14 protein-coding genes are annotated in these 16705 nt (G+C 58.7%); all 14 read right to left on the bottom strand.

The genetic code is table 11. From position 1 onward, the window contains the following. Window positions 1-207: 207 nt before the first annotated feature. Complete coding sequence (locus tag OO258_RS18145; protein WP_266031938.1) at window positions 208-1101, bottom strand: hypothetical protein; 894 nt, start codon at window positions 1099-1101, stop codon at window positions 208-210. A 2-nt stretch (window positions 1102-1103) separates the two neighbouring features. Next, on the bottom strand, window positions 1104-4022 hold the full coding sequence (locus tag OO258_RS18150; protein WP_266031939.1) for a T6SS effector BTH_I2691 family protein: 2919 nt from the start codon (window positions 4020-4022) through the stop codon (window positions 1104-1106). After that, a complete protein-coding gene (locus OO258_RS18155; RefSeq protein WP_266031940.1) occupies window positions 4015-4947 on the bottom strand; it encodes a DUF4123 domain-containing protein in 933 nt (310 codons plus the stop codon). The genes OO258_RS18150 and OO258_RS18155 overlap by 8 nt, the downstream gene beginning before the upstream one ends. Then, window positions 4944-7094, bottom strand: a complete 2151-nt coding sequence (locus tag OO258_RS18160; protein WP_266031941.1) for a type VI secretion system Vgr family protein — start codon at window positions 7092-7094, stop codon at window positions 4944-4946. Before OO258_RS18160 ends, OO258_RS18155 begins: the two co-directional genes overlap by 4 nt. 87 nt (window positions 7095-7181) lie before the next feature. Continuing rightward, complete coding sequence (gene tssD, locus OO258_RS18165) at window positions 7182-7691, bottom strand: type VI secretion system tube protein TssD (RefSeq protein WP_266031942.1); 510 nt, start codon at window positions 7689-7691, stop codon at window positions 7182-7184. 121 nt (window positions 7692-7812) lie between these two features. After that, window positions 7813-8673 carry a type IVB secretion system protein IcmH/DotU gene (gene icmH / locus OO258_RS18170; RefSeq protein WP_266031943.1) on the bottom strand — a complete coding sequence of 287 codons (861 nt, stop codon included), beginning with the start codon at window positions 8671-8673 and terminating at the stop codon, window positions 7813-7815. A 1-nt stretch (window position 8674) separates the two neighbouring features. Continuing rightward, a complete protein-coding gene (tssK, locus tag OO258_RS18175) occupies window positions 8675-10012 on the bottom strand; it encodes a type VI secretion system baseplate subunit TssK (protein WP_266031944.1) in 1338 nt (445 codons plus the stop codon). A gap of 50 nt (window positions 10013-10062) precedes the next feature. After that, window positions 10063-10857, bottom strand: coding sequence for a type VI secretion system lipoprotein TssJ (tssJ, locus tag OO258_RS18180; RefSeq protein WP_266031945.1), 795 nt, complete (start codon window positions 10855-10857; stop codon window positions 10063-10065). Next, a complete protein-coding gene (locus tag OO258_RS18185; RefSeq protein WP_266031946.1) occupies window positions 10854-11417 on the bottom strand; it encodes an FHA domain-containing protein in 564 nt (187 codons plus the stop codon). The genes tssJ and OO258_RS18185 overlap by 4 nt, the downstream gene beginning before the upstream one ends. Continuing rightward, window positions 11414-12430 carry a type VI secretion system baseplate subunit TssG gene (gene tssG, locus OO258_RS18190; RefSeq protein ID WP_266031947.1) on the bottom strand — a complete coding sequence of 339 codons (1017 nt, stop codon included), beginning with the start codon at window positions 12428-12430 and terminating at the stop codon, window positions 11414-11416. Before tssG ends, OO258_RS18185 begins: the two co-directional genes overlap by 4 nt. Next, window positions 12394-14160 carry a type VI secretion system baseplate subunit TssF gene (tssF, locus tag OO258_RS18195; protein WP_266031948.1) on the bottom strand — a complete coding sequence of 589 codons (1767 nt, stop codon included), beginning with the start codon at window positions 14158-14160 and terminating at the stop codon, window positions 12394-12396. The genes tssG and tssF overlap by 37 nt, the downstream gene beginning before the upstream one ends. 3 nt (window positions 14161-14163) lie before the next feature. Then, the gene (gene tssE / locus OO258_RS18200; RefSeq protein ID WP_266031949.1) at window positions 14164-14574 is read right to left on the bottom strand and encodes a type VI secretion system baseplate subunit TssE; all 411 of its coding nucleotides are present in this window, start codon (window positions 14572-14574) and stop codon (window positions 14164-14166) included. Further along, window positions 14571-16061, bottom strand: a complete 1491-nt coding sequence (gene tssC / locus OO258_RS18205) for a type VI secretion system contractile sheath large subunit (RefSeq protein WP_266031950.1) — start codon at window positions 16059-16061, stop codon at window positions 14571-14573. Before tssC ends, tssE begins: the two co-directional genes overlap by 4 nt. A gap of 17 nt (window positions 16062-16078) precedes the next feature. Further along, complete coding sequence (gene tssB, locus OO258_RS18210; protein ID WP_266031951.1) at window positions 16079-16582, bottom strand: type VI secretion system contractile sheath small subunit; 504 nt, start codon at window positions 16580-16582, stop codon at window positions 16079-16081. Window positions 16583-16705 lie beyond the last annotated feature (123 nt).

A 16705-nucleotide genomic window follows, 5' to 3' on the forward strand; every position in this document is an offset into this window, starting at 1 on the left:
CAATGCAAGTAGAGAAATAATTTGAGAGATTTTTTAGATTGAACGTGATGAATCGGTCTCTGGTGGGAGTGTTTGGTTTTAAGCGGTTCGTGTAAGTAAACGCCTACACTATTGATTACATCAGGTTTCCAAGGGGAATCTGCTGCCAGCCCTTTTTTCGATCACGGCGCCGCGGCTGATGCGGTTGCCCGCACCAGCCCGACTGGTTCATTTGCGCTTTCTTCTGCGGGCTGGCTCAGGTACTACTTCAAAGGCTTCAGGCGGCGGAGAAGCCGGACGCACGTTGAACAGCCGGCAGACGCCGTACCAGCAAATGGCAAGCGTAAGGTTGTAGGGGAACAGCACGGCCCAGAACGGCAGTTGCCAGTTCTTCTTGCCCTGCATTTCACCAGGTTCGCCCGTTCGCCAGGGGGCGTAGTGGCGCCAGGCTTCTGCCGGGGTCAGGCAGATGGCGTGAAGCGGCCGGTGCCACCAGTTGGGTTCGCCGGGCGGTGGCAGTTTGTCCGGGCCATGGTCCATGAAGTGGCGCAGGTATTCCCAGACTTCGGCGACGTGCTTGACGCCGGGTTCGGTGGGTTCGTTGCTGTCTACCCAAAGGCAATCTTTTTGGTGGAGGCTCCCGTCAGCCCGGCGAGGGGCGAAGGCGAGGGCGTAGCTGGTGCTGAATGATGAGCCGCCGGATTCTGTGCGTTTGAAAATGCCGCCGCCAGTATTGTCCCAATCAAAGACCAATGTCTTGCTCAGACGTTTATAGTAGATTTTACGGTTTGACCGGTTGAGGCAGAAGCTTGATAGGCCTTTAATGAGGTATATTCGATAAGCCAGAAATGGAAGGAAAGTCAGAGGTCCGACAACAGTAGCAGTGATTAAAGCAGGGTTGAAGGTAGATGGATTCCAAGCTCTTTCAGATAGTAGAACTGGATAAAAGCCTATCATCAGTGCGATGATCATTGCGCCGTATAATTTTCCCATGAGTACGGAATATGACACCCAAGGATTTCGTAGGCATAGCGTATTTTTTGATGCTCTTAAGAACTGCCCGCCAATGGCAGGGTTATGGCCGGAAAAGGATGATGTGTTGAATAGCCAAGTGGTTGACATGATCAGTCCTCAAGGTGGAATACAGTTTGGATTTCACTGTCCTCGGCCAGCCCTTGATTGGCACTGTAGGCTAAATGCAGAGAGACACTACGTTGACTGGGTAACCTGTTCTTAATTTGCAGAATCAAACCCGCAGCTACAAGTTTTGCATTGGAGGATACGTGGAGCACATCCATTTTTTGGGTGTCACAACATGTGTGCAAGCTACCTGACCAGCTACTTAGCCCTAATACAAAACCTGGCAGTAGCACTGTGAATTCTGCGATGGGTTTAGACGCGATTTCGCCTGCGCCGAGTGAGTTTGCCTGCTCAGCTGTAAGTGGTTTTGGCCCGTAGTGCTCATTGTGCCAAGCTTTGATCTCTGCCTGCAGTGTGGCGTATCCAGGCAGTTTTTCATCATGGACTAATGCGATTTCAGAACGGGCCTCTCCATCGTTGATGTGATTGCCGAAGATGCTGCGTGCTGCCCAGAGCTCAATTGGGCTGTGAAGACGCTCATGAGCCTTTGCTTGAAGATAGAGACCTCCTCCGATGATTGCCACTCCTACAAGTACAAGCGCGGCCGCAGCCCAACCGGCAAAAGGCACAACGGATGTTGCGCCGGCAGCTGCAAGACCAGCCTCAAGAACGACAGCAGAACCAACAGCCATGGTTATTCCTCCAGTCAGCGTGTATATGGCGGCAGTTTGATTTCCGTTGTCGTTTTGGCGCCACGCCTTGGTGAAGTCAGAAAGAAGGCTAAACGCTATTGCCGGATATCCTGCTAACCGCGCATAAAGATTACTGCTCAAAAACTTGATAACCCCGTTGCCAAAAGCCATGCCTGGCGCTGTGGAACTCAACCTCAACATCACGGCCTTCTGCGTTGCGCGTGCGCTGACCAGCGTCGCCGATGCCGCACCGATCACCCCAAAAATCGAGGAAGCAAACCCCATGGTGTATTCCGGTGCATCGCTCTGCTGCAGGCTGTTGTACGCTGTCCTGAGCGAGATCACGTTGAACCACAGCATCCCCGCGTTCAAACCACCGCCAACGCCGGAGGTCAGCAACCCAAGGAAGTTGGGTTTCACGCGCACGGTGGTGGTCAGTTCGATCGACACCTTCCGGCTACCCGAGATACGCAGCGCTTTCATTTCTTCAACCTGCGCCATGCCGCTTTTCAGGTACTTTTCCACCTCCTGGCTGAACGGGTTTTCCGCGATGGCCTGCCCGGTGATGCGGTAGCGCGCCGCCAGCAGCCCAAGCGCTTTCTCGGCATTGGCCTCACGCGCCGCCAGCAGCACCTGCTGCCGCAGGCCGCGGCTGGCATCCCAGCGGGTTTGCCCACGCAGGCGTTTGAGCACCACGGTATTGACCGACTGGGCGGTGAGGTCGGTAATGCCGGCCATGGCCGGGAAACGGCCGGCCAGCCCTTCGATCACGTTGTCGCTGGCACCGAACAGGCTGCCGATCGCATCCGCCTTGTCCTTGAACGGGTTGAAGGGTGCCAGGGCGGTGTACAGCGGGCTGTCGTGCTGATCCAGCCACCGTTCCAGGCGTTCGAGTCGCCGATCCTGTTCTTCGGTACCGGGTGCAGGCTGGCCCATCGGCTGGATCAGCAGCGCCAACGAAATTTCCAGCCCACGGGCGGAAGCCATTTCGTCGCGGTCGTAACAGGCCAGGGCAGCGGCCAGGCTGTAGGGGTTATCGACATGCTGGGGTTCAGCCGTCCCGAGCCAGGCGTCATGGTCGTTGCTGGCCTGCAAGGCCTGGTTGCGCAGGGCGCCGAGGCGGCGCTCCAGTTCATCGCGTTCGCTGAGAAAGTGCCGGTACTTGGCGAGGTCGAGGCGCTGCGCCAGGCGCGCGCCGTTGGGGGAGTAGTCTTCGTGGGTGAGGGCCTGAAACCGTGACTCGGAGGGCGACAGGGCAGGGCCCCGGCGTTGCGTGCCAAGCCGGAACTCGGCCAGGTCCGCAGAGGGCGCATCGGCGGGGTACAGGCTTTCAAGGGTCTTGTTCAGCAGCGTGGCCACCAGGTTGCGGTGGTGGAAATCGCGGCTTTGCCTGCTCAGTTGCTCGACATCCAGCTTGTAGCAGGCCGGCACCCCTTCCTGTTCTGGCGCTTGAGCAGGTGCCATGTGCTCCAGCGGCTCGGCGGGCATCAGGTCGCGCAGTTGATGCTGGTAGGCAGATACCGTCAGGCTCAGGTCCAAGGCCATGCCTTCGGCATCAGCGAGCGCCACCACTACCGGTACCTTCGGCTGAGGGTAGGGGTAGTGCCGGCCGATAGCGACGAGGTTGCCGATGGGCAAAGTTTCGCTGATCGGGTCACTGCTCCAGGTCAGGGGCATGCGTTGCCCGCTGGGCTTGTAGTCTTCGACCCAGCTTTGCAGGGCACTGACCGGCAACACATGGGGCTGGGTTGACGGGGCCTGGTTGCCGGCGATCAGCTCGGCCATGTCCAGCTGGCGCATGTGCCGTTTGCGCAGGGTTGGCGAGCCGGTGATACGGGCGGTCATGGCGTTGGTCCACAGGTGCGAGCTGTAGCCGACCCACACTTCCCTGGCCGTATCGGGGCAGGTATCGGCCCACACCCAGCCCATGGAGCGGCTGGTCAGGTAGCGTTCACGCAGGTGGTAGTCTTCCAGCCCGCTGTAAAGCAGTTCCTTGTAAAGGCCCGCGCCCGCGTACTCGTGAATGACCAGCCTTTCGCCCAAGGCGCCTCTCATGAACACGTAGACATAGCCTGGGCGTAGCGCGCGCAAGGTGTAGGCGGAGTGTTGCAGCGGGCCGAAGCCTTGTTCCAGGTTGAAACCGGCATCGGCATAGCGGAAGGCGGGCATGTCGCCACTGCGCGGTACGATGGCGTAGCGCACCGGCAGTATAGGGATGCGTGCGCTGCAGGCTGGGCCGGAGGTGGCGCTGCTGACGGAGTTGTCATTCATGGGCGGGCTCCTGCCTTTCGATCAACGCGTGCAGTTTGCGAAGGCGATCTTGAGGTGACGCTTCAAGGTTGGCGTAGATCTCCCCCGCCTCATCGTTGCGCATTAGCCACATGTGCCTGGCAATCAGCCTGATGAACTGGCCGGCCACTTCCTCGTCGCGAAAATTCAGGGCTTTCAGTTGCGGCAGCAGGGTTTCAATCCAGTGTCTGATATCGGCCAATGGCTGGCTGTGGTGCTGTGGCAGGGCCGATACCTCGTGGGCCAGCGTGCGCACGAAATGTTCGTGCATGCCTGCTTGCAGGCGCTCAAGTTCACGCGTGCTCAGGCACAACGGGGCGTGCGAGAAGGGCCGGGCAGGGGCCGGGCTGCGCTCAAGCGTCTTCCACTCGCAGACCGGCCCCCAGTTGACTCGCCAGGCGAGCGAAGTCACGGGCCCGAGCCAGGTAGCGCGATGGTCTTCATCCAGCGCATCCAGCCACGCTGAAAGGTGGTCCGGTTGGAACTGAAACGTGGCCAGCCCCTGACCTGGAAGCGCGACCTGTACAAGGCTGGTGAAATGGTCTGCCAACCTGGCAAGGCCGATATCGGCATCCAGCGCGATGGCCGCGCCAACGGGTATCCAGGTAGAGATTGCATGGGCAAGCAGTTCGGGGGCGCCTGACACGTCTACCAACAACGGCCCGAAGTCGTGTCGTTCGTCCAGGGCACTGCGCCGCCACAGCCACGCATGCGGGGTGTTACGGCTGACTGCATGGATAAGCTCAACCACCGAAGGGGCATAGGCCGGGACCAGTTCGCCCTTTTCGAGTATTTGCGATACTGGCCTATAGGCCCAGTACTCGAGTGTGCGGGTCAGCAGCAGCAGAAAGCGCGCGTTTTGGCCGAAATGCGGGCCAGGCAAGGTGTGCGAGGGGACTATTGTCATCGACTTGCCCCTCTGAAGCAGCGGCAGTCGGGCAGGGGGCAGGACCCATCCGCGCGGCGCCCGCACTGACGATCCAGGGGCCTGCCATTGACCGGCGCGCCACTGAGGGAAAAGAGGCTGCTTGCCCCGGCAGGCGTTTGGAGCAACTGGCCGTTGATGCGGATTGTCGGGCCATCGAGGGTGATGCCTGTCTCATCGATCTGGATAGAACCGCCAGGGCCCTGGATGATTACCGCCTCTGCTGTGTGCAACTCGTAGCGGCGTGAACGCCTGCGGATCGCGCCGCGGGCCTCGAGTTCTGCGTCGCCTTCGACCTGCTGCTCGAGGTTGCCGCCAATAGAGGTGTGGTGGTTTGCTGTGATCTGGTCGTGGCGGTGATTGCCGATGGTTTCAATACGGTCCTTGGCGATCTTGATCGACTGGTTTCGACCAATCTCCAGGGCAGCGTCATGCCCTATGCTGACACGCTCATCATTGGCCACCGTCTCGGTACGGTCATGGCCAATCAGAGTCGACACGTCGTTGTTGACCTGTTCCTTGCGGTCATTGCCGATCTGGGTAGTCTCATCGTGCCTGACCACGATGTTCTGGTCTTTCTGCGCGTGGATGAAGACCTCTTCCTGACCCAGTTCATCTTCAAAACGCAGCTCATTGAAGCCATCACCTTTGTGGGTCTGGCTTTTGATCGTCATGCGCGTCTTGTGCTGCGGCAGGTCGTAAGGCGGTAGCTGGTCCCCGCAGTAGGTGCGCCCGGTGATCATCGGCTGATCAGGGTCGCCGTTGACGTAGTGGATGATCACGTCCTGGCCGATACGGGGAATGGCCATCGCACCCCAACTGCCGCCGGCCCAGCCTTGCGATACTCGCACCCAGCAGGAGCTGAATTCGTTGCCCTGGCTTTCGCGATCCCAAGGGAAGCTGACCTTGACCCGGCCCCATTCATCGCAATAGATCTCTTCACCCCGCGGGCCGACGACTGTTGCCATGTGGGGCCCGTCGACGCGAGGTCTACCCAGCGGTGCAGGGCGCCATTCCGTTCTACCGGGAACAAGCTCTGCGACTTGGCCGTAGCGGGTGCCTTGCTCGACGCCGGCCGCATCTTCTTGCAGGCAGGTGTGCTGGCTGCCTTCATGGGTGACTGCAGTGACGCGCCAATGTACGTTGAAAGCTGCGCGCGGGTGGCCTGTAAGGGTAAAACCGAGGCCGGGCTGCAGGCGTACATCGTCCCCTTCTACTTGGGCAACGTGGACATCGTGGCGCAGGGCTGTGATGCGGTTTTCGGTGAACGCCTTGCCGACGGCATCGCGCTTGTAGCGGCCGGGGTAATCGAAGCGTTCGTAGTCGCCAGCCTGATGTTCCAGGTAATGACCTGTTGCCCTGTGTTCCTGGCGGTACGCCGGGTTGATGAAGGTGTAGTCGCGTTGCACCTGGCATGCAGTACGCACCTGTTCGCTGTAGTGAAGGCGTCGCAAGCAAGGGGTTGCCTGGTCGCCACCGCTACAGGCCCGATATAACACGCTGCAGGCCCTGGCAGGGTCCTCATCCGTGTAGTGGGCGAACGATGGCTGAGGCGGGATGTTTCCGAATGCCAGTAACCGGTCGCTAATGATGAGGGTGTGTTGCTTCTCTGAGTGTTCAAAGCGGTAGACAAAACCTTCTTCTGCCAGCAGCCGGGCAAAGAAATCAAAATCGGTTTCTCCCGCCTGGACGCAGAACTCACGCACGTGATGGTCGAGCCCTTTGCCAATCTGGTATTGGCTGATGCCCTGACGCATCAATAACAACTCGACAATCTCCGGGACGGTCTTGTGCTGGAAGATACGCCAGTTCGAACGCAGGTTGGCCCGTGCCAGTCGTGGCTCGATGACGGCGCTGTAGCGTGTGCGACGAGGGCCGCTGTCGCCTTGCCTGAAGGTGCTGATCAAGCCGTGAACATGACGCAGCGCCTGCTGCCCACGGGAGATGGTAAATAACGCAGGCTGGTCGAGTAGTGCCCCGAAGTCCACATCGTATTCGTGGCTGACCAGCTCGAGTTCCAGTTGAAAGTTGCTGCTGATGCCCTCTTTCAATTGGAACGAGGCCACCTCAAATTCCAATGGGGTAACGAGCGGTCGAAAGCTGTAGTACAGACCGGATTGGCTAGGCATGATAATTCCTTGTCCGCCGTCTGAGGTTCTTCAAGTGCCCGGACAGCAAGCTGCCCGGAACACGCGATGCCTTGGGGAATTGGCGTTTCAAGCCTTCTGCCAGTCGTCGGACCCTTCCGTACTGCTCTTTACATGGGTTTCAGTGATCTTTCGGTAGGAGAACCAGAGCTCCACCTCCTGGTGTCGGGGGGTTAGCGTGTCTTCTTGTGCGTGGGGTTGATGGGTCCTCAGTTTGATAATGGTCGCATCGGTCAGTGTCGTGGTGTAATAGTGTTGGTTAGGGTTTTCATTGGTGGCGCGGAACTGTTTGATTGTAACTTCCGGTAAAAGCTCTGCCTTGCAGATGGATTCCAGCAGGATGGGTTTGGACTTGTTGGTGGTGAACGTGACTTTGTATGGCCCGTGTACACGTTTTCCCGAAGGTTGGCCATTTTGAGGGTCGATAGGCGTATTGATTTCGTGCTCAATCTTTTGCAGCATGATTTCATTTTCGAAATCGGATTGGTAAATATTACCTATCGATTCCACCGTGCTTGCTCCCTCGCTGATGTTGCCTCCTGCTGTTCCTGTGATTTTCAAATAAGCGGGCGACGCCATGATAAGCTCCTGGTTTCAGTGGTTGTGCATGCCTTTTTATCGAGGCATGGCCATCGGGTACGATGGGCTTGTAGCGAGATGAACACCTCGCTAATTCGTGACTACTCGGTGTGCTATTTTCTTACGGCTGCAACATGCTGCTCAGCGACCCCAGGACCTGGGTGGTGATCAGGTGCAGGCGATAGCTGTAGATACCGTAAGCCATGGCCATGGCCACGCCAGATATCACTAACGGGCTCCACCATGGCCATATCCGGGTCATCCGGAAGTTTCGCGGGGCGACGTTGGCGTAGGGGTCGCAGACGTACTCCGGGGCAGGCCCGCGCAGTTCCCGGATGATCCCGTGAAGTTGGTGGGTAAGTGCTTTCAGTGTTTCTTCGCCTTTCGGCGCAATGGCGTATTTACCCTTCAGGCCCAGGCACAGCGCGAAGTACATGAATTCCAGTACGTCCTGGTAGCGTGCAGGCTCCTGTGTCAGGCGGGACAACACCGTGAAGAGCTTTTCCCCGCCCCAGGTTTCGTCGTGGAAGATACTCAGCAGCGGCTCCTGGCTCCAGCAACTGTTCTTGCCCCAAGGCCTGTCCATCACCGCTTCATCGATGTACAGGCACAGGGCATATGAGTACGCCATCGCATGGGCGGAGTCGTAGCCATGTTGGCGCATTTCTTCCTGAATGTTCTCAATCTGGTTGCGTACTTTCCGGTGCACCTCTTTGATGTTTGGCAATGCATCCAGCGTGCGCAAACGCATGACCAGCCCGAACAGCGGGGCAGCTGCATCCAGCATCAAATTGTCGTAGCCGCCCCGTAGCCTGAAGTCCGGATCAGCCGGGTAGCCTTGATCAACTGGCCCGGGCTGGGGCTTGTGATTGGAAGCTTCAGATGCTGTAGAAGCGGAAGGGGAACTGGGCAAGGGTGTCTTGAGCTCCGAATGAAGCCGAGCACCTTCACCCTTCACGGCATCAAGGATTACGCTGTTCATCTCATTCACTCCTGATTGCCCAGAATTGCAGCTCAAGATTCGGGAAGTCCCCTGCGATGTGGATACCGAAGCCGTTCGCCGTACTCATGCATGCCCATGCCGGATCGCGTCGATCCAGCTCGAAGTAGCTGAAGCCTGCATGGAAGGGCAGTTCGCGTGGTGCCACCGGTAGTGGGTTCAACGGGATGCCTGGGAGTTGCAGCGGCACCAGTTCTTCCAGCGATTCGAGGGAAGTGATTTTGACTTTCTGCACGAACATCTGGCGCAGCACTTGAGGGGGCAGGTTGGCACGGACGGCGACGATGAAGTCAGCGACCTCGATCAGTCGGCGGTCCTCTAGCGCGGTCGTCATCACGCCGTAGTCGCGTGTTATCAATGGCAACGACACGGCGCGGGGTTGCAGCACCGTGCTGAGTGCCCGGCGCAATGTATCCTCCAGGGGCTTGAACGAAGTGCGCAGCGCCGTGTGGTGATATGCCGGGTACTCGTGCGGCAGACGGCCCTCGTCAGTGAACGTCACGAACTCGCCGCAAGCCTGGCTCATGCACAGGTAGAGCTGTTCGGGGTGTGTCTGGGGTTGTCTGGCCAGGTGCTGGAAACAGGGCCACCAGCGGTTCATGGCTTGTAGCAGGTTGAAATCGCGAATGTCGGCGATGCCGGACTGGCCGGCACCGCCAATGCGGGCAGCGAGGTTGCGCGCCCGTTCCCGCAGGGTATGGGTGATTTCATCGAGAAAGCGCTGCAGTGCCGGCACGGCTCGCACCGACACGCAGGTGGGATAGAACGCTTCATCCAGTTGCAGGCTGCCATCCGGGCGACGTGCCAGAATGCGCGTCAGGGCCAGGCGGGTATAGGCACTGCTATCGTCTGCTTGGCGTTTGAGTTGCAGGTTGGGGGCAGCCAGGTCGATTGTTACCAGGTCGCCGTCTGCGCTGTGGGTATCCTTGATTTCCTGCGCTCGGGCAAGGTAGCGGAAATTGGCGGCATCCTCAGGCCAGCTGACCTCTCGGCCGCCGTCGGTACGCAAGGGCAGGCAGAGATAGACCTCACTGTTATTTGAACCGTCATCGTCGATTTCCAGCGGTGGCGGTGGCGTGAGGTCTGCGGGGATATCGAACGGGGTGCCGTCGGGCATGACACCCCGTGCCCGCGTGATGGCGATTTTGCCCAGGCTCAGGTACTCCTCATTCAACTGGAGTTCGCTGAAACCGTAAAAGGCATTATTGAGGCTTGCCAGGCGCTGATGCAGGGCCGCTTCACTGGCCCGAATCGAATGCTGGAAATGCTGCGGTTTTACGTACAGGCCTTCAGGCCATAGCACAGGGTTACGCGTACTCATGAGCACTCCGTGTCAGCGTGAGCAGGGAAAGGCGCAGGATTGGAAAGGCATCAGCCTTCCTCCTTGAGCAACAACTGGGCGTCGTTGAGCAGCACCGAAAGAACGACTTTCCGACCGCGTGATGGAACGCGCAGCACTTGTCGCCAGGTCGCGTTTTCGTGGCTTCGGTAATCGCCGATCACCGCGATGAAGCGCGTCTCTGGCTCAATGGGTGCAAAGGGGATGAACTTGAACTGGCCTGGGCGCAACAGGTAATCATCATCGCGAACGTAGGTGCTGCGCAGGGCTTTGGCGGGGTCTTGGTCCAGCAACTGGTACACGCTGTTACGTAGCAGCGAGTCGTCGCGCAATTGCAGGATCTTGATGGCCATCGGCGTAGCCAGTGACGGTGTGGCCACGGTCGTCGTGTGCGGCAATGTCAGCATCACCATTGGATCGTCGTAACTGCCAGGCGTGCTTTCTTCCAAGGGCGAACGAGGTGGATCGCTGCCTTCGTCCAGGTCCATGACAACAGGCGAAAGGGCAGGAAACTGCTGTTGAAGGTACTCGAATAACGTCCCGACCTTTTCGGTCAGTGCAACGGGGTCGGTTGCGCTCAAGCTGACAGCGTAAGGGCTGGGTTCCAGGGCAGCTTCATGCTCGGGCGCAACGTTCAGGCTGTTCGGGTTGACGTTGAGCGTAGGGCTGGCATTGATGCTGAAGGCCACCTCGGTCGGGTGGTCCTCCGGTGGGCCGATGGGTACTGAATGATCCATCACCACTTGGCTCATTCTGCTCAGGGATGTGCAACCCGAAAGGCCGATCACCAGGACCAGAAGTGCGACTGTGGCGCGTAGCCGCGTCATGAGCGATCTCCTGGAATCAGGCCTGGCAGCGAGTTCTCTGGTGTCCATACAGCAGCCGATTTCGCATCCAGTGCCACCAGCGGGTCTTTGTCCGTGGGCGTCCCGAAGATCGAGCAGATATCTACGGCGACCTGCGTGGCCGGCGGTTTGGCCGGGCAAGTCTCGGCCGGGACATCGGCTATCAACCGGTCGATCAGCCTTGGCCCGGGGGCGAACAGGTCGGGCAATGAACGTGTATCGGCTCGTGCTAGCCGCACCTGTAACCGACAGGCACCGACGTGTAGCTGGTCACCCTCGACAAGCCGCCTTGCCGACCGGAATCCCAGGCTGAGGATGCTGCTGTTGAGATAGGTGCGGTTGCAGTGATCGATCACGCAGAAGCCGCCCTCTATCCACCGAATTTCGCAGTGGATCGGGGCAATGGTCCGCTCACGGTCATTGATCTGCCAGGTGACCGCCGCGCTGCCAATGGTGCCGCCCGCGCTATCGAACTGGTGCCGGGCAACGACGTCGGGCTCCAAGCAGTCGAGGTTGCTGATATTCAAGGTCAACGTACTCATGAGCGCCCCCGAAAACTTGCCACTGGGGTTATCTGGCCGTCACGGTCGCCCATGAAGCTGGTCCAGCCCAGGTAGGCGCCTTGGCTCCGGTGCAGGCAGAAAGGCGAGAGCTCGTCTTGCTTGAGGCGCAGTTCCAGGTCGTAGGCCAGGCCGTCGCGTAGGAGAAAGTCGATCAGCGCGCGCAAGCGACCAAAGTTGATGCCACTGGGGAGCAAGTCGCGCAATTGCGCTTGGTCCAGTTCGCTGATGACGAGGGTGAACTTGCTGCTGCGGGTACGTGTGCGGCTGCCGAGCATGAACGTGCTGCCCAGTTCGCCGTTGCAATGGCCAAGGCTTACGAGCTGCTTTTCAGCAGTGGGGACGGTACGCGTTTCAAACTCACGGATCTGGACCCGCCCAAGGTCGAAGCAGTGGGCTATGATGCCGGCGACGGTACCCGGTGCGCGGCTGCGGCTGGCAATGACACCGGCGAAGCTGAGCAGTCGGCTCCAAGGCAGTGCCGTGTCCCCTCGCAGTTGTTTGTCGTTCAGGCCGAGCAGGGCAAAGATGTACTGTGAGAAGCCATCGCTGGCTCCCGGCTGGAAGCGGATGTAGTAGCGGTATTTGCGCCATATGCGGTGCAACAAACTGAGCAGGTAGTGGTTGAAGAAGTCGAAGAAAGCCGGACGTACACCGATGCCCTGAGCATGTTCGTAGGCTGCTTGTTCAAGATAGTAAGTGGGCAAGGGCGAGTCAGTGCCATGTAACCCCATGAACGTGGTGCATACGCGATAGCGGCCTTCTTCACCACCCATGCGTTCGGCCTTGTACACGTCCGAAACAGGAAAGGTCAGCCGTGGGTCGCTGGCAAGGCGCACGCGCAACCGGGCTGCTTCGCTTGGCCAGCGTGGTTCAAGGTCATCACCGTGCAGCCCATGTAAACGTTCCAGCAACTGAAAGAAGTTGTACTGGTGGGCTCCGGCGAGCAACGTGTCGGCTAGATCAGCGGTTGTTTGCCGGTTTGTATTGGCCATGTGTAGTGCTCGTTGTTGGTGGTGTTGATCACTTCCAGCTGGTGGAAGGAGTTGATGCTGGCGTACAAGGCAAAGAAGTGAGCGAGGACGCAGCTGAACAGGTACAGGTCGCCTTCACAGAGGAACGCCGACTGGTCCAGCTTCAGTTGGGTGTGCAGCCCGCGAACGGGCTGCCCCTTGATCAGCCAGTCCAAGGGGGCTGTGTGGATTTCGCGAATGCCATCAAGCTGCTTGGCTGTGGTGCGTGCTTGCTGAATGTCGTGCAAGGCGACGAAGTCATAGGCACGAATGACCGCTTTCAGGGCGTCGACCGACAGCAGCGACAAGTAGTTGAGCGACATGTTGGAAATCAGCGCCCACTGCAACTGGCCATCCAGTACCGGGCGGCACGGGCGAGTTGGGGCGCAGATGTTGGTGTAGGTCGCCAGGGGAGGTGTGGCTTCGGTGAGCACATTGATGTCATCGATGCTCAACGCCAGCGGCAGGTCGCGGTTGCTGCAGGTGAGGTCGATGGAGGCGGTTTCCAGTTCTCCGATATAGGCGTTGGCATCGGCGCGCACGAAGGCAATGCGGGGTGTGACGCCATCACCGCACAACGACGCTTGGAGCGTGTAGCGGTAATACAACGCCGTCCGGCCTTGCAGGTGTTCAATTTCGTGGGCGAACGATTCGAAGGGACGGAAGGTTCTCAGCTGCTCACCGGTGCTGCCGTCTGGCGTGGTGCGGCTGCTGATGACCTCATCGACACTGAATATTTCATAAGCGTACCGTTCTGCACCTTTAGGCTTCAGCTCCACCTGGGCAACTTCACAGGAAAGGTCGATCGGCTCGGCGCTGTGTTTGAACAGGTTGATTGCCGGCGTGCAGAACAGCTTGAAATCTGCTTTGCCAACACGCAGTGAGTCCGGCAACTGGCGGGTGAAATGGAACTCGATCCCCACCTGCTGGCTTCGCGCTGCGGGCCACAGTTTGTGCAGGCCCGTGAGGGTGAAGAAGTGAAACCGCTGTGGGAAAACGAAGTATTCCTGCAGGATCCGGTAGCCATCAAAGACGTTCTGCGGGTAAGGCAACAGGGCTTCCTCAGGGCTGAACCCTGGGAAAGCAATGCTGCTGGCCGGCAGCCGGCGAACCTCGCCATTGATGGTTACGCTGATATGTTTGAGGTATTGCGAGAGCCACAGGTACAGCGTCCTAGCGCTGCGCTGGTCACCACTCAGGTGAATGTCGAGGCTGGAACAGCCCAAGGCATTCAGCGGTCGTTCGACCATGGTTTGAAGGCCGATGCGAACTACTGAGCGGTCGAGGGTTTGGGTGGCGCCAACCGCTGCGATTTCGAACGGGTGAATGGTTACCGCCGTGCAGGTGCGAAACTCGCAGGCGACACCATCCACCGGTTTTGAGAACAGCCTTGAACCCTTGGCGATCTGCTGTGACTGGCTGAGTGATTGCTTGCGCGGCGCGAACTGGATGATCGTCATGCTGGGCAACGGTCGAAGGTAGTTGGGCCATAGCAACTGCAGCATGGGGTGGGTCAGCTCTGGCAGGTCGTCTTCCAGCTTGAGCCGCAACCTCGCCGTCAGGAACGCAAAGGCTTCTATCAGGCGTTCGACGTCGGGGTCGCTGGCACGGTCGCCAAGAAAGCGGGCAAGCCGCGGATTGTCCTTGGCGAAGTCGTTACCCAGCTCGTGCAGGTAACGCAGTTCTTCGCTGAAACGGTCCTTCAGAGACATGTATCACCTCACTCGGGTATGGCGGTTGTGCCCGTTCACCAGCAGTTCCAGTTGCAGCTGCTCCGCGTGGTGGTTCACCTGCACCTGGCAGTCCAGCCTGAAGTGCAGTTCGTGCAGCGCGTGGCAATCGGGTACCGCTTTCAGCGCACGCACCTGAATGCGGGGTTCAAAGCGCTGGAGAGTGCGGCGAATATCAGTGCTCACCTGTTCGAGCAGGTCGCCGTTGCTTGCGTCATGCCCGTTGAAATCAGCCAGGCCCAGTTCAGGGCTGCTTTGCGAGCACCCTTTACGTGCATTGAGCAGCGTTTCGAGGTGGCGCTTGATGGCCGCGAACTTGTGCGATGCGTGCTCTTGCCGAGAGGGCTTCTGGCTGACGGTCGTGTCCGCCACCAAGCGTTCGAAAAGCCCACTCATTGTGTGTCGAGCCGCCCGACCAAAGAGATCTCGATGTTCGCCCCCATGTATTTGAAGTGCGGGCGCACGGCGAGCGAGACCTGGTACCAGCCCGGATCGCCGGCAACGTCCGAAACTTCTATCTTGGCCGCCCGCAAGGGACGACGGCTGCGTACCTCGGCAGACGGATTGTCCTGGTCGGCAACGTATTGCTTGATCCAGGTGTTGAGCTCGCACTCAAGGTCACGTCGCTCCTTCCAGCTGCCGATTTGCTCACGCTGTAGCACCTTGATGTAGTGGGCCAGTCGGTTGACGATGAACAGGTAGGGCAACTGGGTGCCAAGCTTGTAGTTGGTCTGTGCCTGCAAACCTTCGGGGGTTTTGGGGAAGGTCCTGGGTTTCTGTACCGAGTTGGCTGAGAAGAACGCCGCGTTATCGCTGTCCTTGCGCAGGGTCAGGGCGATGAAGCCTTCTTCGGCCAGTTCGAATTCCTTGCGATCGGAAATCAGTACCTCGGTAGGAATCTTGGCCTGCAGCTGGCCCAGCGATTCGTAAAGGTGCACTGGCAAATCTTCGACGGCCCCACCCGATTGAGGGCCGATGATGTTCGGGCACCAGCGGTAACGGGCAAAGCTGTCATTGATACAACCGGCCAGCAGGAAGGCGGAGTTGCCCCACAGATAATTGTCGTGCCTCCCGGCGATGTCTTCTGCGTAGTTGAAACTCTCGATCGCCATTTCCTGAGGGTGGTAGGCTGAGCGGAGCATGAAGCGTGGCCCGGCCAGGGCGACGTGGCGGGCATCTTCGCTTTCTCGGAAAGCGCGCCACTTGGCATGCCGTGGGCCGGCAAAGATATCTTTGATCTCCTTGAGGTTGGGCAACTCTTCAAAGCTGGCAAGGTTGAAGAATTCCGGTGATGGGGCAGCGAGGAACGGTGCGTGTGACATGGCGCCGACGGAGGCCATGTAGCTCAGCAGCTTGATATCCGGGGATGACGGGCCGAAGCTGTAATTGCCGACCATGGCGGCAACCGGTTCGCCCCCAAACTGACCATAACCTGCGGTGTAAACGTGTTTGTACATACCGCTGCAGGTGATATCTGCGGCGTTTTCGAAATCGTCCAGCAAATCCGCTTTATTGACATGCAAGACCTCCAGCTTGATGTTCTCGCGAAAGTCCGTACGGTCGACCAAAAGTTTGAGGCTGCGCCATGAAGTCTCCAGTTGCTGGAACGCTGGCTGGTGCACGATGGCGTCCATCTGTTTGCTGAGAACTCGGTCCAGCTCTGCAATCATCTGATCGACGCGATGTTTGTTGATCAATGGATCCGGATCATGGGTCTTGAGGACTTCAGCGATAAAGGCAGCGACACCCTGGCGGGCAATCTGATAACCCTCCTGGGCGGGGATCAGTTTGGTCTCTGCCATAATCTGGTCGAGCAGGACAGCGCTATTAACGGTGTCGCTAGTTGCACCCGCATGGGGAATGGTGCTGTTTGGCTTTGGCATGTAGACGCTCCGATGTCTCAGTGTTCTTTTGGCGCTTCCAGCACCAAGTCGAGCTCTTTGGCGAGCTGTTTACGGGCCTGCTCATCATTCAGCAGATGCTGCAGTTGCTTGCGAAAGGCTGGCACGTTGCCCAGCGGGCCCTTCAAGGCAACCAGCGCCTCACGCAGTTGCAGTAGCTTGTTCAGCTCGGGTACCTGCTGAGCGATGCGGTCGGGCCCGAAGTCGTTGATCGACCTGAACTGCAGCGCTACTGCAAGCTCTGCATCCGGGGTTGCGCCGAGCATTGACGGCACGGACAACTCCAGGCGCACGCCGGCGTCGTTCAACACGTTGTTGAATGTGTGTTTATCGATGCGCATGACAGCACGGTCTTCAAGGGCACGGTCGTCATCCAGGCCGAAGTCGCCGAGCACAAGCATCTTGTGAGGCAACTCCACTTCAGACTTTTCGTCACGGGTGGCCGGTACATATTTGATGTTGATGCGCTCTTTCGGAGCAACGGAGCCGGAGGGTCTGCTCATGGACTCATATCCTTGATTGTTTGTGTTTTCCTGTGGGGTGTTATGGCAGTGAGTGTTTTATATAAGCGGGTAACCTTGCAGGATCACTTTCGTATTTAAACCATGCGCCTTGAGTCCGTGCTG

This window comes from Pseudomonas sp. DCB_BI (assembly GCF_026240995.1).
Taxonomy (GTDB): Bacteria; Pseudomonadota; Gammaproteobacteria; order Pseudomonadales; family Pseudomonadaceae; genus Aquipseudomonas.